This is a genomic window from Paraburkholderia sp. LEh10 (assembly GCF_017814945.1).
Taxonomy (GTDB): Bacteria; Pseudomonadota; Gammaproteobacteria; order Burkholderiales; family Burkholderiaceae; genus Paraburkholderia.
On the sequence record NZ_JAGIPX010000008.1, the window covers coordinates 179,089 to 205,966 of the forward strand.

Genomic DNA, 26,878 nt, shown 5'->3' on the forward strand with positions numbered 1-26,878 from the left:
GACAAATCAGTTAGACTCGACGGCAGTTTGGGCTGGGAACGACCCAGACTGCTTCATCCACGTACAGACGAGAAACATCAGCCAGTCGCGATGCGCTATTCAGTCGAAATCAAAAAGTTTCTGTATAGCCAGTACTTCTATGGCGGGCTGCGCATCGCGGTGGGCGTCTCGCTGCCCGCCATTCTTTGCCTGATCGTCTTTCACAACCGCGAACTGGGTTTCACGATCGCGACGGGTGCGCTCGGCGCGTGCGCCGTCGATATGCCGGGGCCGCTCAAGTACAAGCACAACGAAATGCTCGCGTGCAGCGTGATCGGATTCCTGGCCGCGCTGGCCACGGGGCTCGCGACGGTCAATCCAATCGCGCTGTGGTGCACCGTCGTACCGCTCACGTTCGTGCTGTCGCTGATCGTCGTGTACGGCAACCGCTGGCCGCAGATCAGCTTCGCGACGCTCTTCATGATGGTCGTGACGCTCGAAGAGCACTTCACGCCGATGCAGGCGCTCGTCAACGCGGCCTGGATACTGGTGGGCGGCCTGTGGTTCACGTACTGGTCGACGCTGGTCAGCCGCTGGATGATGTATCGCATCGAGCAGCAGGCGCTCGCCGAAAGCGTGTTCGCGCTCGCCGACTATCTGCTCGCGCGCGCGGACTTCTTCGATCTCGACAACGATCTCGACGAGTGCTACCGCAACCTCGTCGCGCGGCAAATCGCGGCCGTGGCGATGCAGGATGCCGCGCGCGACATCGTGCTGCGCAACCTGCCCAAGCTCAAGAGCGGCCGGCTCGAGCCGCGCCGCGCGACGCTCTTCAATCTGTTCATCCATACCGTCGACCTGCACGAGCAGTTCGTCGGCGCGCATACCGACTACCCGCTCGTGCGCAACACGTTCGGCGGCTCGGACCTGCTCATCTTTTATCGCGACCTGATCCGCAAGGCAGCCGCCGACCTCGAAGATATCGGCCTCGCCGTGCTGCAGAACGAGCCGCCGCGCGCGCGCATCAACGTCAAGGCCGAGCTGCGCGCAATCGAGTTCGAAATCGAGCTAATGCGCAAGCAGGATCTGCCGAAGAAGAACCCAGAAGCCTATTCGGCTATCTCCGCATCGTTCAGGCGCGTCTGGAGCGCGACGCGCCTGATCGACAAGATGCGCAAGAATCTCGCAAACGAAGAGAGCACGAAGGAAACCGACCTGCGCATCGACCAGGCGCTCACGCGTTTCGTGTCGAGCCGCCGCGTGCCGTTCGGCTCGATCTTCTCGAATCTCACGATGGCTTCGCCGAGCTTCAGACATGCGCTGCGTATGACGATCGCGGTCGCGATCGGCTTCTGGCTCGGGCGCCTGTTGCCGCTCACAAACGCCTATTGGATCGTGATGACAACCGTCATCATTCTGAAACCGGGCTATTCGCTGACCAAGCAACGCAACGGGCAGCGTATCGTCGGCACGCTGATCGGCTGTGCCGCGAGCATCGCGCTCATCATGAGCGTGAAGGAGCCGCATATCCTCATCATCGTGATGTTCGCGTCAATGGTGATGAGCTACAGCCTGCTGCTCTTCAACTACACGGCGAGCGTCGTTTTCACGTCGTCGTATGTGCTGCTGATGTTCCATCTGCTTGCACCGGGCAGTCTGCATATCATCGGCGAGCGGGCCATCGATACCGTCGTCGGCTGCGCGATCGCAATCGCGGCGAGCCACCTGTTCCCGTACTGGGAATACCGGCTGATGGGCAAGCTCGTCAACGACATGATCGCGGCCATGCGCAGCTATCTGGAAGCGAGCTGGTGGTGGAGCGGCAAGCCGGCTGCCGCCGCCCCCGCCGTCTCAGCGCCCGCCGCGCTGACGGAAGCGGCTGCTCTTTCGCCCGCGGTCGCGATGGCGGAAGTCGCCGCGAGCGGCGCCGTCGCCGGGGTCGCCGCTGGGGTTGCCACCGGGGTCGCCGCCGGGGTTGACGAAGCTGCGGCGCTCGCGGCCGCGGGCGCCACGCCGGGTTCTTCGAACGCGTCGGGTGCGGGCAATGGACGAGTGGCAAACGCAGCGGCGACAGGTGCGGTACGGCAGCCCGCCGCTTCGGGTGCCGCGAACCCTGCCGGCGTGACATCGCCCACGGCTGCCGCAAAGCCCGCGCCCACAGCTGCCGCCGCGGCGGCCACAAGCGCCCTCGATCGCGACTATCGCTACAGGCTTGCGCGCAAAAACGTGCACGTGGCGTTCGCCAATCTCGGCCAGGCGTTTCAACGGATGATGCTGGAGCCCAAGTCCGCGCAGAAGTTCGTGCCGGAGCTGAACGATCTGCTCGTGAGATCGCATGTGCTCGCGTCACAGATCACGGCGGCCGCGCCGCTGCTGCGCACGTCGTCCCAGCACATGGGCGGGCCGTCGCATCAGCCGTTGCAACGCGCGCTGACGGTCATCCGCGACAACCTCGCGCAGGCCGAGGAAGGCAATCCACCCGCCGCCGATCAGGCCGAGGCTTCAAGACTGTTGTCGCGCGAACTCGATACGATGGTTGTCGACGCGGAGCGCTCGCCGGATTGCGCGCCGGACGCCGTACATGAACTCAAAATCCTCGTTCATCAATGCAAGCAGATGTTGACGGCGTCTTCTTTGATTCGCAAGGACGCGAGCGTGATCCGGTTGCCGGAAAACTGATGCACATGCGTGCGCTGGCGTCCAGCACACGTCACTTACGCGCAGCCTTCCGGTTGTCCGCTCACTGCGATGCGCCCCTGGGGGCATTCACGGCTGCCCCAGAAGCGGCGGACGCCGTCGAATCCACGGGATTCTCGCGCTCGTACTCGCGCTTTTCGGTGATTGCGTTGTAGAGGATCGTCGCGATCACCAGCAACACGACGACGACGATGAACACAGCGACGCCGAACGTCGGGTTTTTCTTCTTGCGCGGATCGTTCATGAGTCGGGCTCTGCCTGCGATGGGTTCAGCGGTTCAGCGGAGCGGGCATTCTACGCCGAAGCACCTTGCGCGCGGCTTGCAATGTGTCTTGCGCGATGCGCGATCGCGATACGGCCGCACCGCGATAGCCATCCGTCCAGCCACAGCCGATCAACGCCCTTCCGCGACCACGGACGCCCGGACGGGCAACGCCGTTGAGTACTTGATCTGCTCCATTGCAAAACTGGAGCTCACGTCATACAAGGGCACGGCGCGAATCAGCTGCTTGTAGATCCGGTCGTAGTCGTCGATATCCGAGACGACGACGCGCAGCAGATAGTCCGTCTCGCCACTCATCCGGTAGACCTCGACGACTTCGGGAATGTCCTGCACCGCGCGCGTGAAGGTCTGCGCCCAAGCCTCGGTGTGCTGGTTCGTGCGCACCGCGACGAATACCGTTGTGCCGACCCCGAGTTTGCGCGGATCGCATAGCGCGACCTGCGCGCGAATAACGCCGGCTTCCTTGAGCCGCTGCACCCGCTTCCAGCATGGCGTCTGCGACAGGTTCACGCGAGCCGCCAGTTCCGCAATCGGCATCGTGGCATCTTCCTGCAGCAGTTCGAGAAGCCGCCGATCAATGATGTCCATTCCCATTGTTCCACCCGGATAGAAAATTATTCTATTTCTCGTCAAGACGAGGGAATTATATGAAAACTCTTTCTCCGCGCAAGTGGGTATAAATGACGAACCTACCGGCCTTAAAAATAACGACGCGGAGCCTTTCATGAACCATCCAGCCAGCCCGAACCTGCTCGAACACCCGTTGGCCCAATCCGCTTTCAACATTGCCGCAGTATCGCCCGGCTGCGCCGTCGCGCGGCTGTGTCACGCGCTCGATGCCTCGTTCGACGGCTGCGCCGGTGCGCCCGATCCGTCGCATCGAGCAAGCTTCGCGAAAGATGTGCGCGCGGCGCTGGCGGAAGCCGCCGCCGACCCGTTGCTCCTCACCGGCGGTCAGCGCGAAGGCGCCGCCACGTGCTACCGGCGGCACCTGCTTGCCGCCGATCCGCTCGGCCGCTACGCGATCGCCGCGCTCGTGTGGATGCCCGGCCAGGCGAGCCCGATTCACGCGCACCATACATGGTGCGGCTATGCGATGATCGACGGCACGTTGACGGAAACCGTCTATGACTGGAACGCAGCGGCCGACGCGGCAACGCCCGTGCGCGAGCAGTCGCGCGAGCCGGGCGCCGTGTCGTTCACGCGCGCAGGCCGCGCGGGCATCCATCGTCTCGGCAACGTCAGCGATACGTCCGCCATCTCGCTTCACATCTACGGCGTGCCCGGCGAACAGATCACCACGCACGTCAACGACATCGTGCGCGTCGCGAGAAGCGCGCCCGCCGTTATCGGCTGAACATCGGGCCGCTGTTTGTTGAGGCACGCGATCCACATCAAACGAAAGGCGTCATGCATGATTGCGTGACGCCTTTCTGTCAAAAGCCTTTACCCCTTTCAGGTCTTGCCGACGTCGCCTGCCGTCGGAATCTGCGGCGGCACGGACGCCGTCTGCCCCGTCGACGGCGGCGCGGGGCGCGGCTCATGCGATACGTCGCGCGCCGGCGCCATTGGGCCGGCTGGCCTGTGCGCAGCCGGCGCCGGCCTGAACGGCGCCGTCGTGCCCGTGGCGAACTCGCGCTCGTGCTCGTGCTGCACGACGTCTTCTTCCATCAACACTTCGCCCAATTCGTCGCCGCGCGACGTATGCACGCGCATCTGCGGGACCGGAATCTCGATGCCCGCTTCGTCCATCTGCCGTTTCAGGCGCAGATTGAACGCGCGCGCGACGCTCCATTGCTGCAATGGCCGCGTCTTGATCTGTCCTTTGACGACCATCCAGTTCGGATCGAACCGGTCGAGTCCCCACACCTCGACGGGGCCGAGTATTTCGCGCCGGTAACGGAAATCGGCCATCAGGTCCGCGCCGACGGCGCGTATCAGTTGCGTCACCTCGTCGACGTCGGCGGAGAACGGCACGCGCACTTCGAACACCGCGTACGCGAAATCGCGCGACAGGTTCTTCACGATCTTGATCTGCGAAAACGGGATCGCATGAATCGCGCCCTGGCCGTCGCGCAGGCGCACGGTGCGGATCGACAGATACTCGACGGTGCCCGCGTGGCCGCCGTCGATGTCGATCCAGTCGCCGACCGAGATCGTGTCTTCGATGATGATGAACAGGCCCGTGATCAGATCGCTGACCAGCGACTGCGCGCCGAAGCCGATCGCGAGACCGATCACGCCTGCGCCCGCGAGCAACGGCGTCACGTTGATGCCGAGATTGGCCGCCGTCACGATGCCCGCGATCGTCAGGATCGTCACGAACAGCACGTTGCGCACGAGCGGCAGCATCGTGCGCGCGCGCATGCTCGGATTCTTCGACTTGTTGCGCGGACCGCTCGGATTGACGGCTTCCTGGATCGCCGTGTCGATCAGGATCCAGACGAGCCACGACACGAATACGGTGATCAGGATCGCCATCAATGCGTGCGCGATGCCGCGCGCCGTCACGCTCTCCTCGATGATCTGCGCGAGCGACACGTCCCACAGGCGCGCCGCGAACTCGAAGTACGCGAGCCAGATGAAGAGCGTGAGCAGCGTCCCGATGAAGCGCAAAAGGCGCGTCAGATACGGCGAGCGGCGCCGCCGGCGCGCGTTGCGCGGCCGCGTCACGCGCAGCACGATGGCCGACAGGAAAAACGCCAGCACCAGCAGCAGCGCCGTCACGACGGAAATCTGCAGCACGTTCTCGCCGCTGCCGATACCGCCGATCGTCGCGATCACCGAGGCTGTCGCGAGCACCAGCATCGGCACGTGCCAGAGCGACGCGAGTACGTCGAACGCATCGGTGGCGGCCTTGTGATCGTGCCGCTGTTCGTACGCGCGATTGCGGATCAGATGCGCGACGGGACGGCGAAACGCGAGCGCGAAGTATGCGGTCAGCGCGGCCGCCGTCATGTTCGACACCGTCGACACCAGCGCCGCGAGGTTCGTGCCGAGTTCATGCGCCACGTCGTAGTTGACGGCGGCGTCGCCGAGCGCGCTGCAGATGCCGATCACGAACAGCAAGCGCCGCCCGTGCTCGATCAGCACGCGCACGGCCGCGCGCCGGTGCCCGGAGCCGAACAGCGAAAACATGATCAGGCAGATCGCCGAAAACACCGCGCCCGCGACGATCGCATACGCGATCACCATCGCGATCGTGCGGCCCAGCGAGTCGGGCATCCCGCGCACGAACATCAGCGCGGCGAGAAACGCGACGATCCACGGACCGACACGGCGCAGTGCGAAGATCAGCAATTCGCGCGTGGTCGGATTGGGATCGAGCCGCACGACGATGCCGAACCGCGCATAGAGCTTGCGCTGCACGTAGATGATGGCCCCCGCGCACGCGCCCCAACCCGCGAGCACCGCGATCATGTTCAGGAGCACGCGGCCGAAATGCTCGCGCCCCTGGCTCATGACGATCGTGTAGATCTCGTTGCCCGCCGCATTGAAGCGGCCGGACCAGTAGTCGAACGGCGTGCGGCCCTGATGCACATCCGATTCGAACGACGCGATGCCCGCCGCGATCGCGCCGAGCAGACCCGGACTCGGCTGTGCGGGCGCGGGCGGGCCGACGGTCTTCGTCGCCTCGCGCAGCTTTTTCAGCTGGCTGACGAGCGCGGTGCGCTGGCGGTCGTTGTCGAGCGTCGTGATCACGCTGTCGAGCGATTTCGCGAGTTCCGCCTGACTGGCGGGCGACGGCGCCGACGCCGCATCGGCAGCCGACGCGCCCGATGCGGGCGCTGCCGCGGACACCGTCGCGCTGTTGATGAGGCTCTGCAGCGCCGGAATGACGGGCGTACCGCTCGCGGCCCCGGCGGCCCGCGCGACGCCCGGCATCGCCATGGAGCCTGCCGCGAGCGCCAGCCAGACGCACAGCGCGTATCGCATACGCGAGCTGAAACGCGCCGCGCCCAATGATGTGGCGTGCGAAAAAAAACGGAAAAAAACGCAAACGACGGCGTCGAACGCTGGAAGCCCGCCGAATAACGGCGTAGCCCGCGATTCACGCCGCGCGAGGCATGACTTCATGGCAAACCGTGACTGAGCAGCGTGCATGGGACGGGTGTAGGCGTTGAACTGCCAACCCGTCGGCACAGGAGACGCCAAGTTTAGCGGGTGTCGCCGAGGGAAGGCTCCCCGATGCGTAACCGAATGTTAGTGCGCTTGCGCGGCGGCGCATCAGGCGCTCCGGCGCGCCGTGCGGAGCTTGCGCGCGCGCCGGACGATGATTCGAACCCCTCAGTACGCGGCCGTCGCGAGCTGATGGACGAAACGGCCCTGCTCCAGTTCATCGACGAACGCGATCGCGTAGTCTTCCGCCGAAATGCTGCTGTTGCCCTGCGCGTCGACGATCAGCGCGCCCGCGCCCGTGCGGAACGTGCCCTTGCGCTCGCCCGGTGCGATCAGCGCGGCGGGGGCGAAGAACGTCCAGTCGAGATCGGCGGCCGCGCGCAGAATCGGCAGCACGTCGCGATGCGCGAGCGCGATCGCCTTGTAGGCTTCGGGAAAGCCTTCCGTATCGACGAGCTGCGTGCCGGGCGCAACCTCCAGTGAGCCCGCGCCGCCTACCACGACGAGACGCTTGACGCCCGCCGCGCGCGTGCCCTCGACCAGCGCGCGGGTCGCTTTGCCGATTAGCGCGACGTTGTCCATTGGCGGCGCATACGCGCTCGCGACGACATCGTGCCCGCGCGCCGCGGACGCGACGCTCGCCGCGTCCGTCACGTCGGCCTGCGCCGATTTCAGATTGGCGATACCTGTGGGCACGCGCTCCGGATTGCGCGAAAACGCCGTCACCTGATGCCCGCGACGCGCCGCTTCCGCCGCGATCCGCGAACCGATCATGCCCGTTGCGCCGAACAGCGCGATCTCGAGTGCCTTGGCCATATCAATGCTCCTTGCCTTAAATGTAACTTTATTGATTACATATTTCGTTAAAAAAATCGGGGCATGGCCCCGGCTGCTAATCTTGAGTTGTCGCTCAGCCGCGCGCTGCTTTGCGCTTGCGTTCGCGCGAACGCTCGGCGCGCACCACGTCGGCTGTCGCGTCCGCCAGCGTGCGCGACGCGAGCGATGCTTCGAGCGCCTGCTGTGCATCGCCGATGATGCCCGTCAGCACCGTCTGGATATTACGGCCGACCATGCACGCCGGATTCGGCGTCTCGCGATGCATCGCGAACAGTTGCGCGTCGTCGACCGCGCGGTAGACGTCGAGCAACGTGATGTCCTGCGGTTCGCGCGCGAGCAGCGCGCCGCCTCCCGCGCCGAGTTGCGACGTCGTGAGGCCCGATTGCGCGAGCATCGCGAGCAGGCGCCGGATCAGCACGGGATTCGTGTTCACGCTCCCCGCGATCATTTCCGACGACAACGGCGAGCCCTCCTGCAACGACAGCAAGGCGAGCACATGAACCGCAAACGCGAACCGGCTACTCGTATTCACAGCGCTAGATCATCCGATGCGCACAAATTGCGCGACACTTCGCGGTCCGACTAAACGTCGAAGTGTAATTATCATAGTTACACTAATCGTGCGGGTCAAGCGCGGGCTTATTTGTCCATCTGCTTTTGCGCGTCGCTGGACCCGGCGGATGTGGACTGCGCGTTCGACGATGCCTCGCTCGACCATTGCTGCAGTTTGCGCCCCGCTGTTTCGAGCCCGGCGCCCGTCGAACTTATCGCCTTGTTGACGGCGGCGTTGGTCGCGCTGGCCGCGCCTTGCAGATTGGCTTGCGCGTGCGATGCCAGATCGTTGGGATCGATCTTGATCGACGTGCCGGACGCCGCCGCATCCAGATTCTGTTGCGCGGCCGCTTTCGCCGTGTCGACCTGCCGGTTGACGTAGCTCGCCGCCTGATCGAGCTTCTGGCTCGCCTGCTGCGCGATGTCGTCTAGCTTCGAGGGCGTCTGGCCAGCGGACGCATCGTTTTTCTGACATGCGGCAAGTCCCGCCAGCAGCACGGCGGCGAAGACCGTGGAGCGAACGAGCGGATGATGTGAAGTGGGTTTCATACTGGTCGTTGAGCCGCCGCGAGCGGCTTCATCATGCGAAAACGCCTCAATGATACGCCGTCGCGCGTCACCCGCTCCCCGGCAATCGCAGCGAAGCCCGCACGCTCGAATGCGCGCCTCGCCGTTGCGCTGACATCGGCGGTCAGCGCGAGCGCGAGGCGCGCGTGCGCTTCGAGCTTCGCGAGCAACGCCGCCGCCAGCCCCTCACGCGCGAAGGCGGGCGCCGTGTACAGCATCTCGATGTGATCGTCGGGATAAAGCTGCCCAAAAGCGGCACACGCGTCCCCACGCATCGCGACGAGCGTCACGCCGCGTGCGAGCCGCGCGCCGAACGCGGCGGCGTCGTCGGCCGCCGATGCCCATGCCGCACGGGCCGCTTCGTCATAGTCAGCGGACGCGCCGATGCGCACTGCATCGCGAAAGAGCGCGGCGAGCGGCGCGGCGTCGTTGGGCTGAAAAGCGCGCCACACGACACGTCCGGAATGATTCGAGTGATTCATGCGGGCCCCCGTTCGCGACATTGTCAAATGCACTGGAGTAGACTGGCCGACATTCGACGTGTTCCCTCACCCATTGGAGTCATGCGATGGCAGCAAAAAAGATTCTGTTCCTGACGGGCGACTTCGCCGAGGATTACGAAACGATGGTGCCGTTCCAGGCGCTACTGGCGGTCGGCCATACCGTCGACGCCGTCTGCCCAGGCAAGCGCGCGGGCGAGCGCGTGAAAACGGCGATTCACGACTTCGAAGGCGACCAGACGTACACCGAGAAGCCCGGCCACCAGTTCACGCTGAATGCCACTTTCGACGAGATCGTCGTGTCGCAATACGACGCGCTCGCGATCGCCGGCGGCCGCGCGCCGGAATATCTGCGACTCAATCCCAAGGTGATCGAGCTCGTGCGTCACTTCGCCCAAAGCAACAAGCCGATCGCCGCGATCTGCCATGCCGCGCAGCTGCTCGCGGCCGCGGACGTGATCCGCGGCAAACGCATTGCGGCCTATCCCGCATGCGCGCCCGAAGTGAAGCTCGCGGGCGGCGACTACGCGGACATTCCCGTCGATGCCGCCGTCACCGACGCCAACTTCGTCACCGCGCCCGCGTGGCCAGCGCATCCGGCATGGCTGCGGCAGTTCCTTGCCGTGCTCGGCACACGCATCGAACCTTGACGCGCCACCAAGGCCGGATACTTGCGCGGCCCGGCGGCTGAGCCCGTTCAGCCGCCTCTCGTTCGCTGCTCAGATTGAGACTCCTCTGATTTCCGTGACGCGCAAAGCCCCCTAAAGTCGCCGGTTGACTTTGGGGGCCCTGCCATGGATCTCACTAACTGGGTAATCATTCTCGCCATCTCGCTGATCTCGCTGGCCTTCTTCTGCGCGCGCGCGCCGGCGAAATGGTCAATGGAAAACCGTGCGCGGCGCTTCGCCGCCACGCGCCTGCTCGCGCAGGCGGTGCTGGCATTCTGGGGGGCGCTGTTCGTCGTCGTGCGCGGGCTGTTCGCTTTGGGTGCGCGGACCTTCGATGCTTCGCCCGCTGCGATTCTGGCGGGCGCGCTGCTGCTGATCGCCGCCAGCTGCTACTGGTCGATCCGGGGCCGCCGGCTTCTCAAGCCGCGCCGCCTGTTCTCGGCAACCTGACCCGTCATGACGGCTGTTCCGGCATCGTGCGCGCTAGCGCGCATCTGCGCGCAGCGCCCCCGTATCACCTGACGCCGGAAGGTCCGGCTGTGCATCGCGTGACGACGCGGCGGCATCCGGCAACGACAGATAGAACGTCGTCCCGACATCCTCCGTCGATTCCGCCCACACCCGCCCGCCGTGCCGCTCGACCATGCGCCGCACGAGCGCAAGCCCGATTCCCTCGCCCGCCGCGGCATCGCCGTGCAGGCGCTGGAACGCGTTGAAGAGGCGCGGCATCGCGACCGCCGGGATGCCCAATCCGTTGTCCTTCACATAGAAAATACGCAGCGTCTGCACGCCGGGCGGCGCGGGCGCCGTACCGATCTCGACGACTCCCGTGCGTGCCGGGCTCAGATAATTGAGCGCGTTGCCGACCAGGTTGGCGAAGATCTGCTCGAGCGCGGTCGGATCGCCCCACACGGGCGGCAGCGTCTGCACGATGATGCGCGCGCGGCGGTCGCGAATCGTCGCCTGCATCGCGTCGATCACGCGCTGCACGATGTCGCGCACTTCGACGCGCTGCCTTCGGTACTCGACGCGACCGACGCGCGACAGCCTCAACAGTGCATCGATGATGTGCGATGCGCGCAGCACGGCCGTCTGCAGGAAATGGAGCGCTTCGCCGATGTCCCCGTCGATGAGCCGTTCGACGCGCTGCCGCTGCTGCACGGGGAGCGATGATTGCCCGATGGCCGTGCGCAGATCGTTGCACGCGTGGTTCAGCTCTTTCGAGAAGCCCTGCAGATTCACGAGCGGCGCGCGCAGGTCGTGTGAAACGCTGTAGATGAAGGTTTCGTTCTCCTGCGTCTGCTGGCGCAGCGTCTCGTTGGTCTGCGCAAGCTCGTCGGCATGGTGGCGCAGGTCGGACCGGAAGCGCGCCTGCTGGCGCTCGGCTTCGAGCAGCCGGCGGCTGGTCTCGTGCAGCAGCAAATCGAGCCGCGCGATCTCGTCGTTGCCGTGCGTGAGCGGCGCGAGCGGCTCGTTGCTCGCCAGCCGGCTCGCGTTGTCCGACAGCCGTGCGAGTCGGCCGCGCACGCCGCGCGCGAACACCCAGAACGCGATCGCCACGGACACGAGCGAGCCGCCCACGGCCGCGACGAACAGCCCTTGCTGCCGCTCCCGCGCCGCTGCAGCCGCCGCCGAGCGCAGCGAGTCGAGGCGTCGCTCCTCCCCTTGGAACGCGGCGACTTGCGCACGAAAGCCGTCGAGCACGTCGCCGCCCGCCAGGTCGCGAAAACGCTGCTCCACGTCGCGCCGGCGTCCCGAGCGGATCAGGTCCTGCACGCGGTCCGACCATTGCCGGTAGGCCTGCGCGCTCTGGCGGATCTGCGCAGCGCGCTCGACTTGGGCGGGATTGTCGGCGACGAGTTCGGCGAGCCGGTCGATGCGCCCGTCGACATCGCGCCAGAACATCACGGGCGTGGAGACAACACGCGCGCCGCTCACGACGGCACCGCGCAGCCGCACCGATTCGAGCAGCACGGGCGTGAGAATGTCGGCTGTCTGGCGCAGCACCTCGTCGCCGTGCATCCGCCAGCGCTCCGCCCGTTCGGCATCGGCTTGCGCCCTGACCAGTCCCGACAGCAGCGCGAGTTCGAATACGGCGGGAATCGCGATCAGCAGCAGCCCTTTGGTCGTCAGTCTCATGCGCGCGCCGGGAAAGTCGGAAGCCGGCGGGTCGCGCCGGGGACGGCACATTATGTCGGCGATCGACGCCGATGACAAAGCCGGGCCGACGGCCGCCCCAATGCGGTGCGAGTACGCATGCGTCCCAGCGCGGCTTCAACGAGGCGCTCGCTGACCGACTTCCAACGCGCGCCCGGGTGCTATCAATTCGCAGGAAGGCGTCAGGAGTCATCGGAATGCGCACAATCCTGGGTGACGGAATGCCCCAATTTCGGTCCGATGCACATTCACGGTGCCTGGCGACACGGGACCGGCCGTCACGCTCTATCGGTCGAAACGGCGTCGCGGGCACCGCGAGCCCATTCCAGTGCGCCCGCGCACCGTCATCATGCGAGCCCGCGTCGCTTTGGCCCGTTTCTTGCATTGGATGCCCTCCTTTTGCGCATCGCAGGATTCAACGGATGGACAGTCTCAAAACCGGCACCGATACCCTCTTTCTGCTGCTCGGCGCGGCCATGGTGCTCGCGATGCACGCGGGATTCGCGTTCCTCGAACTGGGCACGGTCCGCAAGAAGAATCAGGTCAACGCGCTGGTGAAGATACTGGTCGACTTTTCGGTCTCGACGATCGCCTACTTCTTCATCGGCTACACGATTGCATACGGCGTCCAGTTCTACGGCAGCGCCGACACGCTCGCCGCGCACAACGGCTATGCCCTCGTGCGCTTCTTCTTTCTGCTGACGTTCGCGGCCGCAATTCCCGCGATCGTCTCGGGCGGCATCGCCGAGCGCTCGAAATTCAATCCGCAGCTGTTCGCGACCTTCGTGCTCGTCGGGTTCATCTACCCGTTCTTCGAGGGCATCGTCTGGAACGACCGCTTCGGCCTCCAGACGTGGCTCACGCACGCGCTGGGCGCGCCGTTCCATGACTTCGCGGGCTCGGTGGTGGTGCACGCGTTCGGCGGCTGGGTCGCGCTGCCCGCCGTGATGCTGCTCGGCGCGCGTCACGGCCGCTACACGCGCGACGGGCGCATCGCCGCGCACCCGCCGTCGAACATTCCCTTTCTCGCGCTCGGCGCGTGGGTGCTGGCCGTCGGCTGGTTCGGCTTCAATGTGATGAGCGCACAGACCATCGACAAGATCAGCGGTCTCGTCGCCGTCAACTCGCTGATGGCGATGGTCGGCGGCACGCTGACCGCGTGGCTCGCGGGCCGCAACGATCCCGGCTTCACGTACAACGGACCGCTCGCGGGGCTGGTCGCCGTGTGCGCCGGCTCGGACGTGATGCATCCCCTCGGCGCGCTGGCGACGGGCGCCGTCGCGGGCGTGCTGTTCGTCTATATGTTCACGATTGTCCAGAACCGCTGGCGTATCGACGACGTGCTCGGCGTGTGGCCGCTGCATGGCCTGTGCGGCGCGTGGGGCGGCATGGCGGCGGGCATCTTCGGCCAGCATGCGTTGGGCGGGCTCGGCGGCGTGTCGCTCGTGGCGCAGGTGATCGGCACGCTCGCCGGCATCGTGTTCGCGACGCTCGGCGGCGCGATCGTCTACGGCGCGATCCGGATGACGGTCGGCTTGCGCATCGACCAGGAGAACGAGTTCAACGGCGCCGACCTGTCGATCCACAAGATCACGTCGACGCCGGAACGCGAGACGGTCGGCTAAGCCCGAACCCGCCGCCCCGGCCAAACGGGCCCGCCCGACGAAGCATCCGCGAGCCCGTGCGCAACACCGATCGGGTCACGGCTGGCGCTCCCGCGCCGCCACTGACGAACCCTCCGCTGCTCGTGTAACCTCGCGGTTCCGGATGGCGGCCCGCCGCGAGCAAGCCGCTTATCCTCATACGACCGCATGTGCTGGTGTTAGACTTGCGCGCGCCGGAGATGGCATTCTCCTGAACCGCCCTCGTGGCTGATGATGCCTGCTTCGCCCGGATGCCTGCGGACGTTGCAGCTCGTCGCCGCGCCGCAGCCCGGTTCGTCGACGTTCGGCTTTCCAGGCTTGCTCATGTATCTTTCCATTCTTGCCGTCGGTATCGGCGGCGCACTCGGTTCGCTGTTTCGCTGGTTTCTCGGTCTGCGGCTGAACGCGCTGTTCCCGGCGCTGCCGCTCGGCACGCTCGCGTCGAACGTGATCGCGGGCTATATCATCGGCGTGGCCGTCGCGTACTTCGGACGCAATCCGCAGATCGCGCCCGAATGGCGCCTGTTCATCATCACGGGCCTGATGGGCGGGTTGTCGACGTTCTCAACGTTCTCCGCCGAAGTCGTCCAGCACTTGCAGCAAGGGCGGCTGAACTGGGCCGCGGGCGAGATCGCCATTCATGTGACGGCATCGGTGGTCGCGACGGTGCTCGGGATCGCGACGGTCGCGCTAGCCGCGCGCTAAAAGCGCGCCGCGCGATGCTGCACGAACGTGGCGTGTGCCGAGGCTGCCCGGCATGCCGCGCGAGTTGCGATGACGGACACCCGCGTTTCACCCAAACGTTTCACTAAAACATCACGCGCGCACTTTGCCGCGCACACGCGCCGCGGCTGTATCATCGACGTCACATGAGGCGGGCATTGTGCCATTCATTGCCCGCGCACTGTTTTCGAATGCGCGGCGAGCGCAGGATCACCTTGAAGGACGGCATGTGCCCGGCGGCGCGTCAGCGGCGCCCGCTCCGTGCGCACGCCATGCAAGCCAGCCGGGGACCGCTTGAAGTACAGATACTTATCGCGTCGATCGTGCCATCCGCTGCGGCGCAGCGCGGAGGAATTGTCGTTCGCGTTCTCGGTGCTGCTCACGCAGCCGCTCAGCCGGCCCGAAGCGGCGGCGCGCTTCGAAACGTTGTGGAACGAAGTGAACGATGCCGCGCAATCGTGCGCCGATAGCGACGCCGCCTTCTCCTATATTGCGCTGCTGCACAGCATGGACCAGCGCTGGCGATTCCTGAGATCGATGAACTAGCGGACCAAACGGCCGTGTCCATCGATCAATCCGCCGACATGCAGACGAACGCCCCCGCGCGGCCGCCCCGCTGCGCCGAAGAGATCGAAAAAACTTCCTGGATCTGATGATGTCGGGCATACCGCCCGAGATCGAGCACGACAAATTCGAGCGCCTGTGGGATGAAACGAACACGCTCGCGGCGTCATGGATGATGACGGCGCAAGCGCGTCCGTATATTGCGCTGCTCGCGCGCATGCACGCGGCATTCGCCGAGCGCTACCCGCGCCACGGTGGATGAGTGCCCGCAACGTCGGCGCGCGTCGCGGATGACGCGTGCGCTTGCGGCTGCGGCGAGCCGAAGCGGTCGGCCGCGCGTCGCATCGCGACAGATCAGGACTTTGCGGGACGCCCCGTCTTCACAGCTTCGAGTTCCTGCACGGCGGCCACCAGCCGCTTCGCCGGCGACACGGCAAGCAGGTTCAGCCCTGCGCGCAGCAGTTCGCTCTTCTTGACGGAAACCCCGGCATCGAGACAACGCTGCTTGAGTTCGGCGATCTTCGCGTAGTCGGACTTCGGCATCGTGAAGCTGTCGCGCACCACTTTTTCCTTCTCTTTCTTTGCGCGCGGCTTTTTTTCTTCAGCGGCGGGCGCGGCCTTCACCTTGGTGGCCTTTGCTTCCTTCGGCCCTTTTGCGGCCTGCGCTGGCCTGGCTGCCTTCGTGGTCTTCACAGCCTTTGCCTTGGTGGTCTTCGGCGCGGCATTTGCGGCTTCCGGGGGGCTCGCCGCAGGCTCGGCGGCGGGCGCCGCCTTCTTCGCGTCCGATGCCCGCGACGACTTCGCGGACGGCTTCTTCGCTTCGGCAGACGGCTCCTTCGCGCTCTTCGGGAAATGGAAGGCTTTCTTGGTGGGTTCCTTGATTCGAGGCGTATTCATGTCGACTCCCTCGTTAACGGTATAAACAGTATATACGGTTTCGATGGCGGCATTCCCGCTCAATCGTGCGCCACGTGCGCCACGCGCGGCGACAGCGGCGCTACGGTTTGCGCAACAGGCGCGCCGCTTCGCGCTGCCGTTGCTTGCGCCGCTGCTTCAGATAGGCGAGCGCTTCATTCGCTTCGCGCTCGTCGGCGAACAGGCTCATGTTTTCGCGCAGCAGCGCGACGCTGGCGATCACGTCGTTGAGTTCGCCGAAGCACTGTTGCAGTTTCTTCAGGCGCCCCAGGGTGCGCTCGTGTTCGTCGCCGTCGAGCACAGGCCCGAAAAACTCGATCAGATAGCGCACCTTCTTTCCCGCCTTGCGCACGTCATGCAGCGACTCATAGTCGGAGCGCTTCGCGCGCGAAGCGACGCGCATGCGCCGATGCAGCGATTTCTCGGCGGCGCGCACGCGCCGCGCGGCAAATTTCGGCAGCGCGTGGCGTTCGGCGCCCGTGTTCAGTTCCTTCGATGTGCTGGCAAGCGCGCTGTGCAGTACGTCGCGGATATCCGCATTGAGTAGCGTTTCGCGGCTCGCGGCGAGCGCCCTTTCGCGCGCGTCGCGCAAGCATGCGGGCACTTCACGGGTGTCGCCTTCTTCGCCAGCAAGCAGTTCGAGCAGAATGTCCCAGTCGCGTGTCTTGCCCGCCGCGTCGGCGAGAAAGCGATATAGCGCGCGCTGCCGGGTGTTTTCTTGCTTGTCGAGCAGCGGCCGGTACGCCCACCACAACGAGCGCAAGCGCCGCAGCGCGACGCGCAGCTGATGCAAGGATTCGGGAGAAGCATCCGCGTGAATGGAAGCGGTGCGTTCGAGCGCTTCATCGACAAGGGGCGCCGCGAGCGCGGCGAACGTCGATTCGGCGTGCGGCTCGTCGCCCAGGGCGGCAATGTCATGGGTGCGATCGTCGTGTTTCATGGGACCTCGTATCGGGAGCGACAACAAGATGCCTTGTGGTGCATCGACCGATGCAGACGACATCTTACGCTCCCGACATCCGGCGCGACACATGGCGCCGACGTTCCGCGGCTACTTGCCCTGCGGCGGATAGCGTTTCGAGAACGTCGGAAGGTCCATCACGAGACAGTGGCCGTTGCCGGCGGCGAACACGCAATCGCCCGGCACGGGGGCGTCTTCGTCGCGCGACGGCTTGCGGCGCAGCGTGGCGAGCCCGTGAATCCAGCGCTGAAATGCGGGCAGCGGCCAGCCGCAGCGGGCGACGCCCGACACATCGACGTCCACGTTCTCTTCGAGCAGCCAGCTGCCGACGTAATTACGCGCGCGCAACTGCGACTGGGAAGCGCTCGCAGTGAATGCGGGCGCGCCGCCGCGCGCCGCGAGATCGTCCGGCGCGAGGTAGATGAAGAAGTGCGGCGCGAGCGCCTCGGTCGCGCCTGGGGACCCGTCCGTGGCGACATTCAGCTCGTGCGCGTCGGGAGCCGTGCGCGCGCGCATATCTGTCAGCTTGACGCGTAGTGCTTGAAGTTTTTGCCTGCACGCGTTCGTCCAGCGCGCTTGCGCATCGTCGAGATCGATTTCGAGTCCCTCGATGGCCTCCAGATGCACGGCCTTCGTATCCGCGAGCACGCGCCGCGCCTCGACGATCGCCTTCGGCGCGCTCACCGACACGTAGCGCGAAAGCTCGCGGCCGATGTCCTCTTCATCGATCCGATATTCGAGCAGAAACCAGCGCAACGACGGATCGTCCGTGGCGGCATCGGCGTGCGCGATGCGAAGGCCGAGCGCCGTCGTCGCGTAAAGGTACTCGACAGTCTTGCGCGTCGGCTGCGTCGCGATCGCCCGCGGTCCGATATTCAGCGTGTCCATGTTCACTCCCGCGCACGTAGCGCCAGTGGTTTGCCGGAACTTTTCCAGCCATCCAGCGAGAACCACGCCAGGGGCGCATCACGCGACGACGCGCGGCGGCGCATCAGCGCGGACACGAACGCCCGTGCTCGCTCCCGTCGGGGTTCGACCTCGCGCGCGACACCGGCAGGCACGACGGATGCGCAATAGAGCGCGTGGACATCCAAAGGAGGAAATCATGACCACACTTGACCCGAAAATGAACCCGGCACGTTCCGGCGCGGACATCGTCGGCGGTGGCGTTGGCGAAGGTCCGGGGCCCGAAGTGATGGCCGCGGCAACGCTGGATGGCAACAAGGTCATCTCGGCGGATGGCGAACATGTCGGCAAGATCTCGGACATCATGCTCGACGTGCGCAGTGGACGCATCGCATATGCGGTGTTGTCGGAAGGCGGTTTCCTCGGGATGGGGACCAATCTGCACGCAATCCCATGGAGCGCGCTGACGCTCGATACGGACGAGAAGGTGTTCCGCGTCGATATCGCTGCGCAGCGCATCAAGGACGACCCTGGGTTCGACAAGGACCATTGGCCATCGATGGCCGATGAGACCTGGAGCACGCAGATGCACCAGTACTACAACCGCGAGCCGTATTGGATGACGACATCGGTCGATCCTGTCGCGGTGCGCGATCGGGGGCTTTGAAGCGTAGTCTGAGGAGTACGCGGCGAAATCGCTGAACGGCGTCTTCGGCTTTCGGGTCGGGACGCGTTGCCGGCGGCAGCCTGTTGGCTGCCGCCGGATTTCGCACGAGCCTTCGACGGGGAAGTCTGGATGGGCGCGAGCCCATAGCCCCCATAGCCTTTTCGAACGATGCCTTCCGGAGTTAGCGCCGCCGTCAGGCGGCGTCTCTAACTCAAAGCGCCCAATAGCGCATCCGCTGTAGTGACGATGCAGTACTCCGAGTCCAGATTGGCAACCGACATCGCGTGAACATCTTCGGGCTTCGCGGCGTCCCGTTCCAATCGGTCCGCGCGAACGTAAAGCAGCCGTCGGCCACGAGATAGGTGTGAAAACCAAGGTTACCGGCCATGCGGACCGTTGCCTCGACCGAATTGTTCGTAATGACGCCGGCAACGACCAGCGTGTCGTGGCCCCCAACGCGAAGCCGGTCTTCCAGGCCGGTGCCGATGAACGCGCTATTCGTCTGTTTCGGAATGACGGGCTCGCCCGCCACGGGCGCGACCTCCGGCTTGAATTCATGCCCAGGCTGGCCTCGCCGATAGTGAGACTCCGGGTCGGTGGAGTCATGCCGAATATGCCATACCGGCCATCCCCGGCGGCGCCAATGGACAAGCAATCGGCCAACATGCTGCTCGGCATGAGGGTTGTTTCGCAGTCCCCAACTCGGATGGTCAATCGCTCGCTGAAAGTCGACAAGCAAGAGTACGGCACCTGCAGAAGGAAGTAACGCGTGCATAGGCTGAGACAGGTTGAATTCCAAATCATCGGGCGTTCGATTGCGGGTTCGCAGATTCGCCATTGCAGACTTTACATCACGACGATCATATAGTCGGCAAGCGTTCTGTCGGCGGCTCACGCGAACGCGCCGCGATCGTGGGAATCGCGGTGCTGCGCGACCCCGATGCTCTAGCGCGAATACTCTGCGTCGTCCTTATCCTGGCCGGCGACGACTGCGCCGAAGGGTCGGCCGCCCCTATCGACATTGGCGTACATTGGCGTTGCCCGAGGTCATTGCCTCGGCGAGAAAACGATGTTGTGAGGTCGTCGCAGTCGCTCCTTTGATGAAAGTGATCGCGCCGGCACTGTCCATGCACCGTGCGGCCCGTGCATGCGCGTTCCGACGTGACCTTTTAGATGCCGGCGCTACATCGCATGAATCGTCATGCGGCGTTGAGCGCATCGGCCTCGCGTGAGGTGAGAAACATCAGCACCTTCGCGGCGGATTCACGCTGGGACGGCAGTGGCTGCAAAGAATGAAGTATTCCTGTTGCCAACGGCTCTTCTCTTAGACCAGTATCTCGACCGAATTCATCACACGGCGCCTATCCGACCCACCCGCCGCCGTTTCATCACGGATGGTCTCGACGAGGCATTCGATGAAGCAACTGGCCGCCTCCCTCAAAGGCTCGCCGGCGCGCGTCATGATACCGACCAATGACTCATCGAGCTGCTCACGTACGGGTATCGCGCAAAGCGACTCATGCGACGCGCAGAGTTCGACGAGTGGCCACGGAAAGATGCTGACCATATCCGTTCTTTGCAGAAGCGCGACAGCGACCGTCAACGAATGCAGATAGTGAATGCTGCGCGGCACGGGCAAATGGTGCTGTGCGAACATTTTGTATGACGCGAGCCCCTCTGTCTCGGGATCGAGCGCGACGAGCCAGTCGAGATCGAGCAGTTCCGCAAGTGTCCGGCTTTCCGCACGAGGATGGCCCTGACGCGCCACGACCGCGCGCGTCGACGAAAAGAGCGGCCTGTATGTGAACTCTGACGTGCTATTGCCGGGCGTTTGACGTCCAATGTAAATGTCGAGACTGCCATCGCGCAGACGGGGATTGGCAATGGCGAGCAATCCTTCGAAGACCTCCAGTTGAACATTCGTCATGCGCTGGCGAAACCGGATGACGGCTTCAGGCAGGAACGTCATCGCAACCCATGCGGTGACCGCGATCGAGAGCCGTCCACCCGTTTCGCCGCGGATTTCATCGACGGCCTGATGCGCGCGCGCGAGCTGGCCGACGATCAGGCGTGCATGCTCGAGAAGCGCGCGCCCGTGAGGCGTCAGCGTGACACCCGACGGCGTGCGCGTAACGAGATGAAGCTTGAGGTCTCCTTCGATCTGCTGGAGACTTTGCGTAATCGCCGCAGGTGACGAATTGAGCAGGCGTGCGGCGCCGCGAATACTGCCTGCGTCCGCAATCGCGACGAGAGCGCGGAGCTGATGAATCTTCATCGTTTCAAACGGGCTAAGCTTTCCTTCAAGTGCGAGATCCAAACAACGGCACGAGCTTGATCAGCGAGTGAGCAACGCAGCGAATACGCTTCGTACGACCGCACACACAACAGGATCACATCTAGCGGAGCCAGATTTGCCACAACAATGCTCGTTAGTGTCTTTGAATGCGTAGACGTCTCGACTACATCGAAGTGTGATAGTGGGTCCATTCAGGCAAATCTCTATGCTCAGGGGGATAGACTCGCCATACGCCGTCGCCGTGCTTAAAGAAAAAGATGATTCTCGCCGTGCGGGATTCGACGCGCACGCAGCGTAGCGCACGTCCTGAATGAATTGTGGTCCGCTTGATACTCACGAGTGACGCGGGGTGAAACCATTTGTCAACCAGCGAACGCAGAGACAAAGAACTTCCGTCCATTCGACACCTCCTGATCAATGGATACTCGCCCATTGCTGGTGTAGATTAGAACCGGCGAAGACTGTCGCAAATAGACGGACATCAAGTTCTATAGCTACCGTCGATGTGCAGATGTCCTACCGTATTGGTCAGGCAACCAATACGGTGGTGACTTATGGACGCGTATAAAAGCGCTATCGCGAAGCCGCGAAAGCTAGAGGAAACCGGGAGAGTCGTTACAAGATTGTCGTGTCAGTCGAGTGTCAGGCTTCGTCGGAGAACCACCGGCTTTCCTCCAAATCGAATCTTGGACATCCAATGCGCCAAGGCCGAATCGAGATGGTCCGCGTGGGAAGGGAACCAGTTTGCAAGCTCGTCGACGAGGCGTCGGCAAATTTCTACGTTCCCGCCGCGAAGCTGTTCTCGTACCTGGTCGACAGACTTCAGCACGGCCGCATGTTCGTCTATGTGGCAGTCCCTGGGAGGGAAATCGGTCTCGATCATCCAGGTGTTCTCGATGTCAAAATGACGGTGCAGATGCGTAGCCAGTAGTTCGAGAAGTTCATCCAGTTGCTCAGGCTCAGCCGATTGCATATGACCAATAAGATCGACAAACTCCTCATGGAGGTCGTCCATCGGCGCGTGACCTAAAACAAACGAATCAGACCACCGTAGAGTTGAAGCGCTGTCAGTCATGTTCGCTATTCCTCATATTTCCGAGGTCTGATCTCTGAAAAAGATGGCTTGTTGATATTCTGCATTGCACTTCTCGATAGCGCGCATTCTGCGCGGTCGATCGGTCAAGGCAATCAAAAGGAGTGCCGGATTCCGACCACGGCCCCTACCGTCGTCCCTTTTACGCCGAACAGCGCTCCGCTTAGCGACAAGCCTGTATTCATTGCACCGTGGTTGTCTACGAGACCCACCTGCGCATAGAGTGTCGTCGATTTCGACAGGAAATAGTCCGTGCCTAACGCTGCCAGCACCGAATGATTGGACGTCTGGTTGCGGTCGCTCGTCACCCAGACGCCGCCGTTGACAGCCAGTTCCGGCATGACAAGCCAGGTCAGTCCACCGCCATAGATATAGTTGTTGAACGATCCCGCCACCTTATAGTTGACGACTGATGCCTTCGCCGTCACCGAACCGAACTGATATACGACGCCCAATAAACGCCCCACGAACTCGACAGTTGTCGGAATCGGCGAAGGGACATTGCCGCCTCCATTGCCGTCGTAAAACGCAGCATCGATGGTCAAGTTGTCGATTGTGTATTTCAGACTCACCGAATATTGTCGCCCTTTTTGAAAATTGCCCGCAATCCCGCCAAACGCATACATCACGCTGGCTTGCAGGCCCGCGATAACCGGGCTCGTGTACGAAATCGCATTGGCGTTGAAAACACCCGTGCCAAGTAGCTTGAGGAGAACGTTGGCGACGTTCGCCGTGCCCACGCGCATCAGGCGCTCGCGGGTTTCGTCGGACAACGGCGCCGCAGATGCGGCGTTCGCCTGTTTCGATGGGTTTGGAATCATGATTTCGTCTCCTTGGCGTTCAGCGGGCTCGGATGACGGGCGACAACTTTGCCTGTCGGCGCTCACTCGAAAAACTCGGGCGGCGGCTCCATACCCCACTGGGTCGTCTCGCAAGCCGTGCCATTGAAGGTGCCGGGCCGGTGGCTCGCGTCGACGACGTCGCCATCGGTGTAGTGCTCGACCCGAAAGCCGAATGGGTCTTTCCAGTAGTCGAAGATCTGGCTGCCTAGCAGATGCCGCCCCACGCCGCAGTCGAGTTGATAGCCTTGCGCCGTGAGGAAGTCGTGAGCGCCCATCACGGCATCGACGTCCTGGACTTCGAACGAACAGTGATGCACGCCGACTTTGTTCGACTGCAGCACCAGCATGCAGTGATGATCGACGCAATCGGCGCCGCGATTGAAGCGCAGGAACGTGCCGATCACCGGGCCGTCCTGCCCGGGCGGCAGGAAATGGTCCGATGGCAGCAGGTCGAAGCGCTGCTGCAACCAGCGCACCGAGGCGTCGTGATCGCTCACGTGCAGCACGACGTGCCCGAGGCGCAGCGCCTGGCACGGCGCGCGTTGCGTGCGCACCGTGCTGCCGATGCGACGCTTGAACACGCCGTCGTTGAAATGATTGGGCGCCTTCACGGGCATCGGCTCGGCGCCCGCGCGACCGTAGACGGCGCGAATCTCGAAGCCGTCAGGCATGGTCATGCGCACGACAAGGCCGCCGCCCGGCTCATCGCTCTCCATGACGGGTGACGACCCCGGCAGCGCTGCCAGCGCGTCCAGGTCCGCCTCGTCCGACATTTCGAAGCTCGCGCCGACGAAGCGCGCCTGAGCGGCGCGGCGCGTAACGTGCAGGTGATGCTGTCGACCCGCGCCGCGCATATAGAGCGCGTCTTTCTCGTGTGCGATGCGGGACAATCCGAAGTCGGTCAAAAAGCGCTCCATCAGCGCGAGGTCAGGCGCCTCGTAGCTGACTTGCGCGATGTCGATGGCTCGGGTCATGGCAGGAACTCGTTGAATAGCGGTATTGGCAGTAACGGATAAAGCCGCGCGCACCGATGCGCCGTCAGTGCACGGGCGCATTCCACGCGACGCCGGATCACGACGCGATCTGGGTGTAACGGCCGCCATAGAACAGCAGCGGCGGTTCGACGGCATCCCGTACGAGCAGTGCGCTCACCTCGCCGACGAACAACGTGTGATCGCCGCACGGATACACATGGCGCAGTTCGGCGGCAAGCTGAATGTTGGCGCCCGCCACCACGGGCAGATCGCCTATGTGCGTGAAGCTCGGGACGAAGTCCGGTGGGGACCGGCCCGCAAAATGGTCGCTCGCGTCGATCTGCGCCTGGTTCAGCACGCTGATGCCGAACGAACCTGCGCGCTCGATCTTCTCGTGCATCCGCGCGGAGCGAGCCACGCAAACGAGGATGAGCGGCGGCTCGAGCGAGCCGGACATGAAGGCATTCGCCGTCATCGCGTGCGCGTCGCCGCAATGAGCGGTACTGATGATGACGACGCCGCTGGCGAACTGCCCGAGGGCATTACGAAACTCACGCGGACTGAAAGCAGCCTGTGCCTTTTCCGCAGGCAACGCAGCAGCACAGGCGGCCGGACTCACGGGTGTGATGGGTGGCATGACAGAACTCTCCACTACGATGCACGTGCTCAACGGGCGCGCCAGCACGCTGACGTCATCGGGATTGACGAGGTCTGGCACTGTCCAGCCGTCGAGGTCGTACTCGTCCATGGCCGACTGGGCGAATGCCTTGAAGCGATCGAGGTTGCCGCTGCCCTGCGCCGCGTACAGATTGGTCAGCCGCGTGACGTCGTTACTGCCGATGTAGTTGATCTCGTATAACTCGTGCCGCGCGCCGAATTCGGTGCCGATCGCGTCCCACAGCATCTTCATCACCTTCACGCGTTCGACGGCGTCGGTGCCTGCCGAGCCTCGCACGTATTTGTCGAGATAGTCCCTGATTTGCGGCACCTTGAAATCGCTCGTGTGCGAGTTCAGATAAATGAGGCCGCTCGCGACGATCTGCTCGATGATGTTTTTCACGCGAGGCATCGCTTCCTGGTTCAGCACGCGATAGGCGCCCGCGAAGTGCGGATCCGGGCGCACCATGTCGTTCCACTGCACCTGGCTCTTGGCCATCGCATCGGACAATGCCCAGAACGCGTTACGCCAGGCGATGACCTCGCCGAGTTGTGCCTGAACGCCATGAAACGTTTTTGCGCCCGTAATTTCCAGCGCACGCGTGAGCAGACCGACAATGAAATCCATCTTCACCGCGAAGCGGGTGCACCCGTGCATGGACGCACGCTCGAGGAAGCCAGAGCCGACGTTGAACTTGTTGGCCTGCGCGACATCGCCATGCATGAAGACGTCTTCCCAAGGGATGAATACGTTATCGAGCACGAGGATCGCGTCGTTCTCGTCGAGCCGGCTCGACAGCGGATAGTCGAATGGGCTGCCCAGCACGGCGGCGCGATATTCATTTGAAACACGGCACAATAGCTTCACGCCGGGCGCGCCCGTCGGCACGATGAATACGGGCGAGAACTTTTGGTCCTGAATGGGCACCTGTCCGATGTGCGCAATGAACGTGTAGTGCGTCAGGGCCGAGCCGGTGGCGACCACTTTTGCGCCGCTGACATGGATGCCTGCATCCGTCTCCTTGACGACCCGGACAAACACGTCGGAGCTTTCGTTGGCGGGAAGCTCGCGATCGACGGGCGGGTTCATGATCGCGTGGTTGACGTACCAGGTGCGCTCCTGCGCCTTGCGATACCAGCGGCGGGCGTTCTCTTCATATCCTTTGTAGAAACCCGCGTTTGCGCCCAGTGTGCCGAGGAACGAACCTTTATAGTCAGGCGAACGGCCCATCCAGCCCCACGCGCAGCGCTGCCACTCGGCGATCGCGTCGCGTTGCGCGACTTGCTCCTGCACGGTGCGGGGCGCGCGGAAAAAGCGCTGCGTGAATCCGCCCCACTCTGTCGGGATGGTGAGGACAGGCTGGCGATCGGGGTCGTGCAGCGCGTCGTACATGCGTGCGATCATGCGCGCCGAGTTGCGGAACGCGGGATGTTCCGCCACGTTCTTTACGCGCTCGCCATAGATCCACACCTCGCGGCCATCGTCGAGGCTCTTCAGGTATTCCTGACCAGTAAACGGGACATACGCCCGGTTGTCGGTGCTCGCTAAGGGTTCGGACATCACTTGAGTCTCCTTCAGTTCAGCCTGCTCGTCGCGCGGGCCGTCCGTCCAATGGTTTATTCTGAGTCGTTGGTGCCGGTCGTCCGGGAACGCTCTGAGCGTCATATTGGCCACTGGATCCACTGCAGTCGAATGAAAAAGTTTGGCTTCTCCATAACGCGAAAGTTATGTCGGAGGGAACGTGCGTATGGAGTGCTCGCCACACACAGCAGACATGTGGGCCGTACGCGCGCTGGCGCGCTTGACTGCGAGAAAGGCACTGTCATGACGGGTATCTTGCCGAACCCGGCGTGTTGGTGAACGCGCGCGACAAGGCCGCGGCCATGCGTTTTGTTGCGGCGGATGCTGCGCTCACGTCCGGTGCCGCGGCAGATCGTTGGTCCGATCCGGCCGTACTGCGCGTTTCCCCGACACCGAATGAATGCGGCATCTCATCGCGCCATTCTCGACGAACGCCTCGCTAAATGGCTTGGCTTCAATGTCCCGTCGCGGCCCGCGAAGGTGAATGATTAGGATAACTAGTTTTCCAGGTTTGACGCGTGTTGACGCGAACACCGTTGCTTAGGTGCGCCGGAGCAGTCGTGCCGCAACCATGTGTTACGACAATAAGTTCGTCACTGGCAGGCGAGCGTTCGTGGGCGTCGACGCGGGCGTCTACTGGTGCGAGCTTGGTAGCCCTCTCTAAAGCTCCCCGTCGGTGCGCAGAAGCAGCGAGTG

Annotated in this window: 25 protein-coding genes, 1 pseudogene and 1 riboswitch; of the genes and pseudogenes, 9 read left to right on the forward strand and 17 right to left on the reverse strand. The window is 63.9% G+C overall.

The window, feature by feature from the left end:
* The first annotated feature begins 90 nt into the window (after positions 1 to 90).
* Positions 91 to 2,658, forward strand: coding sequence for an FUSC family protein (locus J8I87_RS09480; RefSeq protein WP_209931191.1), 2,568 nt, complete (start codon positions 91 to 93; stop codon positions 2,656 to 2,658).
* 61 nt (positions 2,659 to 2,719) lie between these two features.
* Here the strand turns inward: J8I87_RS09480 and J8I87_RS09485 are convergent, their stop codons facing one another.
* Positions 2,720 to 2,920 carry a hypothetical protein gene (locus J8I87_RS09485; protein ID WP_209931192.1) on the reverse strand — a complete coding sequence of 67 codons (201 nt, stop codon included), beginning with the start codon at positions 2,918 to 2,920 and terminating at the stop codon, positions 2,720 to 2,722.
* 150 nt (positions 2,921 to 3,070) lie between these two features.
* Entirely contained in the window at positions 3,071 to 3,553 is a 483-nt protein-coding gene (locus J8I87_RS09490) for an Lrp/AsnC family transcriptional regulator (RefSeq protein ID WP_209931193.1), read from the reverse strand.
* Between the two features lie 130 nt (positions 3,554 to 3,683).
* Here J8I87_RS09490 and J8I87_RS09500 point away from each other — a divergent pair, with 130 nt between their 5' ends.
* Positions 3,684 to 4,316 carry a cysteine dioxygenase family protein gene (locus tag J8I87_RS09500; RefSeq protein ID WP_209931194.1) on the forward strand — a complete coding sequence of 211 codons (633 nt, stop codon included), beginning with the start codon at positions 3,684 to 3,686 and terminating at the stop codon, positions 4,314 to 4,316.
* A 98-nt stretch (positions 4,317 to 4,414) separates the two neighbouring features.
* Here J8I87_RS09500 and J8I87_RS09505 read toward each other — a convergent pair whose 3' ends face one another.
* The 5 genes from J8I87_RS09505 to J8I87_RS09525 all read right to left on the reverse strand — a co-directional run bounded on the left by J8I87_RS09505 (position 4,415) and on the right by J8I87_RS09525 (position 9,516).
* Positions 4,415 to 7,036, reverse strand: a complete 2,622-nt coding sequence (locus J8I87_RS09505; protein WP_209931195.1) for a mechanosensitive ion channel family protein — start codon at positions 7,034 to 7,036, stop codon at positions 4,415 to 4,417.
* A 210-nt stretch (positions 7,037 to 7,246) separates the two neighbouring features.
* On the reverse strand, positions 7,247 to 7,894 hold the full coding sequence (locus tag J8I87_RS09510; RefSeq protein ID WP_209931196.1) for an NAD(P)-dependent oxidoreductase: 648 nt from the start codon (positions 7,892 to 7,894) through the stop codon (positions 7,247 to 7,249).
* A 94-nt stretch (positions 7,895 to 7,988) separates the two neighbouring features.
* Positions 7,989 to 8,447: an Rrf2 family transcriptional regulator gene (locus tag J8I87_RS09515; protein WP_209931197.1), complete on the reverse strand. Its 459-nt coding sequence runs from the start codon at positions 8,445 to 8,447 to the stop codon at positions 7,989 to 7,991.
* A gap of 107 nt (positions 8,448 to 8,554) precedes the next feature.
* Complete coding sequence (locus tag J8I87_RS09520) at positions 8,555 to 9,016, reverse strand: hypothetical protein (RefSeq protein WP_245253811.1); 462 nt, start codon at positions 9,014 to 9,016, stop codon at positions 8,555 to 8,557.
* Positions 9,013 to 9,516 carry a GNAT family N-acetyltransferase gene (locus J8I87_RS09525; protein ID WP_209931198.1) on the reverse strand — a complete coding sequence of 168 codons (504 nt, stop codon included), beginning with the start codon at positions 9,514 to 9,516 and terminating at the stop codon, positions 9,013 to 9,015. Before J8I87_RS09525 ends, J8I87_RS09520 begins: the two co-directional genes overlap by 4 nt.
* A gap of 86 nt (positions 9,517 to 9,602) precedes the next feature.
* On the opposite strand from J8I87_RS09525, the gene J8I87_RS09530 reads away from it, so the two are divergent.
* Both J8I87_RS09530 and J8I87_RS09535 read left to right on the forward strand, forming a co-directional pair.
* On the forward strand, positions 9,603 to 10,184 hold the full coding sequence (locus J8I87_RS09530) for a DJ-1/PfpI family protein (protein WP_209931199.1): 582 nt from the start codon (positions 9,603 to 9,605) through the stop codon (positions 10,182 to 10,184).
* A 144-nt stretch (positions 10,185 to 10,328) separates the two neighbouring features.
* Entirely contained in the window at positions 10,329 to 10,652 is a 324-nt protein-coding gene (locus J8I87_RS09535; protein WP_209931200.1) for a hypothetical protein, read from the forward strand.
* Between the two features lie 33 nt (positions 10,653 to 10,685).
* On the opposite strand, the gene J8I87_RS09540 is transcribed toward J8I87_RS09535, so the two are convergent.
* A complete protein-coding gene (locus J8I87_RS09540; RefSeq protein ID WP_209931201.1) occupies positions 10,686 to 12,341 on the reverse strand; it encodes a sensor histidine kinase in 1,656 nt (551 codons plus the stop codon).
* 440 nt (positions 12,342 to 12,781) lie between these two features.
* Here J8I87_RS09540 and J8I87_RS09545 point away from each other — a divergent pair, with 440 nt between their 5' ends.
* The 4 genes from J8I87_RS09545 (at position 12,782) to J8I87_RS09565 (ending at position 15,551) form a co-directional block, all read left to right on the forward strand.
* A complete protein-coding gene (locus J8I87_RS09545) occupies positions 12,782 to 13,984 on the forward strand; it encodes an ammonium transporter (protein WP_209931202.1) in 1,203 nt (400 codons plus the stop codon).
* A gap of 205 nt (positions 13,985 to 14,189) precedes the next feature.
* Positions 14,190 to 14,250: riboswitch (Fluoride riboswitch) on the forward strand.
* A gap of 76 nt (positions 14,251 to 14,326) precedes the next feature.
* Positions 14,327 to 14,707 carry a fluoride efflux transporter CrcB gene (gene crcB / locus J8I87_RS09555; RefSeq protein ID WP_209931204.1) on the forward strand — a complete coding sequence of 127 codons (381 nt, stop codon included), beginning with the start codon at positions 14,327 to 14,329 and terminating at the stop codon, positions 14,705 to 14,707.
* Positions 14,708 to 15,019: 312 nt separating this feature from the next.
* Positions 15,020 to 15,271 carry a hypothetical protein gene (locus tag J8I87_RS09560; protein WP_209931205.1) on the forward strand — a complete coding sequence of 84 codons (252 nt, stop codon included), beginning with the start codon at positions 15,020 to 15,022 and terminating at the stop codon, positions 15,269 to 15,271.
* Positions 15,272 to 15,377: 106 nt separating this feature from the next.
* Entirely contained in the window at positions 15,378 to 15,551 is a 174-nt protein-coding gene (locus tag J8I87_RS09565) for a hypothetical protein (RefSeq protein WP_245253812.1), read from the forward strand.
* A gap of 92 nt (positions 15,552 to 15,643) precedes the next feature.
* On the opposite strand, the gene J8I87_RS09570 is transcribed toward J8I87_RS09565, so the two are convergent.
* From J8I87_RS09570 to J8I87_RS09580, 3 genes are all read right to left on the reverse strand, one after another.
* On the reverse strand, positions 15,644 to 16,186 hold the full coding sequence (locus J8I87_RS09570) for a hypothetical protein (RefSeq protein WP_209931206.1): 543 nt from the start codon (positions 16,184 to 16,186) through the stop codon (positions 15,644 to 15,646).
* Between the two features lie 100 nt (positions 16,187 to 16,286).
* Positions 16,287 to 17,144 carry a CHAD domain-containing protein gene (locus J8I87_RS09575; RefSeq protein ID WP_209931207.1) on the reverse strand — a complete coding sequence of 286 codons (858 nt, stop codon included), beginning with the start codon at positions 17,142 to 17,144 and terminating at the stop codon, positions 16,287 to 16,289.
* A 111-nt stretch (positions 17,145 to 17,255) separates the two neighbouring features.
* The gene (locus J8I87_RS09580; protein ID WP_245253813.1) at positions 17,256 to 18,053 is read right to left on the reverse strand and encodes a hypothetical protein; all 798 of its coding nucleotides are present in this window, start codon (positions 18,051 to 18,053) and stop codon (positions 17,256 to 17,258) included.
* 217 nt (positions 18,054 to 18,270) lie between these two features.
* Between J8I87_RS09580 and J8I87_RS09585 the strand changes: the two genes are divergently transcribed.
* Positions 18,271 to 18,738 (forward strand): PRC-barrel domain-containing protein, encoded by a 468-nt coding sequence (locus J8I87_RS09585; protein WP_209931209.1) that lies wholly within the window; start codon positions 18,271 to 18,273, stop codon positions 18,736 to 18,738.
* Positions 18,739 to 18,949: 211 nt separating this feature from the next.
* Here the strand turns inward: J8I87_RS09585 and J8I87_RS09590 are convergent, their stop codons facing one another.
* The 6 genes and pseudogenes from J8I87_RS09590 to J8I87_RS09620 all read right to left on the reverse strand — a co-directional run bounded on the left by J8I87_RS09590 (position 18,950) and on the right by J8I87_RS09620 (position 26,161).
* Entirely contained in the window at positions 18,950 to 19,576 is a 627-nt protein-coding gene (locus tag J8I87_RS09590) for a cysteine hydrolase family protein (protein WP_313064372.1), read from the reverse strand.
* A gap of 486 nt (positions 19,577 to 20,062) precedes the next feature.
* Positions 20,063 to 21,013, reverse strand: coding sequence for a LysR substrate-binding domain-containing protein (locus J8I87_RS09595; RefSeq protein ID WP_209931210.1), 951 nt, complete (start codon positions 21,011 to 21,013; stop codon positions 20,063 to 20,065).
* Positions 21,014 to 21,665: 652 nt separating this feature from the next.
* Positions 21,666 to 22,109, reverse strand: a complete 444-nt coding sequence (locus J8I87_RS09600; RefSeq protein WP_209931211.1) for a bacteriohemerythrin — start codon at positions 22,107 to 22,109, stop codon at positions 21,666 to 21,668.
* Between the two features lie 113 nt (positions 22,110 to 22,222).
* Positions 22,223 to 22,831, reverse strand: a pseudogene (locus J8I87_RS09605) (porin); the annotation flags it as partial.
* 179 nt (positions 22,832 to 23,010) lie between these two features.
* Positions 23,011 to 23,943 (reverse strand): VOC family protein, encoded by a 933-nt coding sequence (locus tag J8I87_RS09610; RefSeq protein WP_209931213.1) that lies wholly within the window; start codon positions 23,941 to 23,943, stop codon positions 23,011 to 23,013.
* A gap of 97 nt (positions 23,944 to 24,040) precedes the next feature.
* Positions 24,041 to 26,161 carry a 4-hydroxyphenylacetate 3-hydroxylase N-terminal domain-containing protein gene (locus J8I87_RS09620; protein ID WP_245253814.1) on the reverse strand — a complete coding sequence of 707 codons (2,121 nt, stop codon included), beginning with the start codon at positions 26,159 to 26,161 and terminating at the stop codon, positions 24,041 to 24,043.
* Between the last annotated feature and the right edge of the window lie 717 nt (positions 26,162 to 26,878).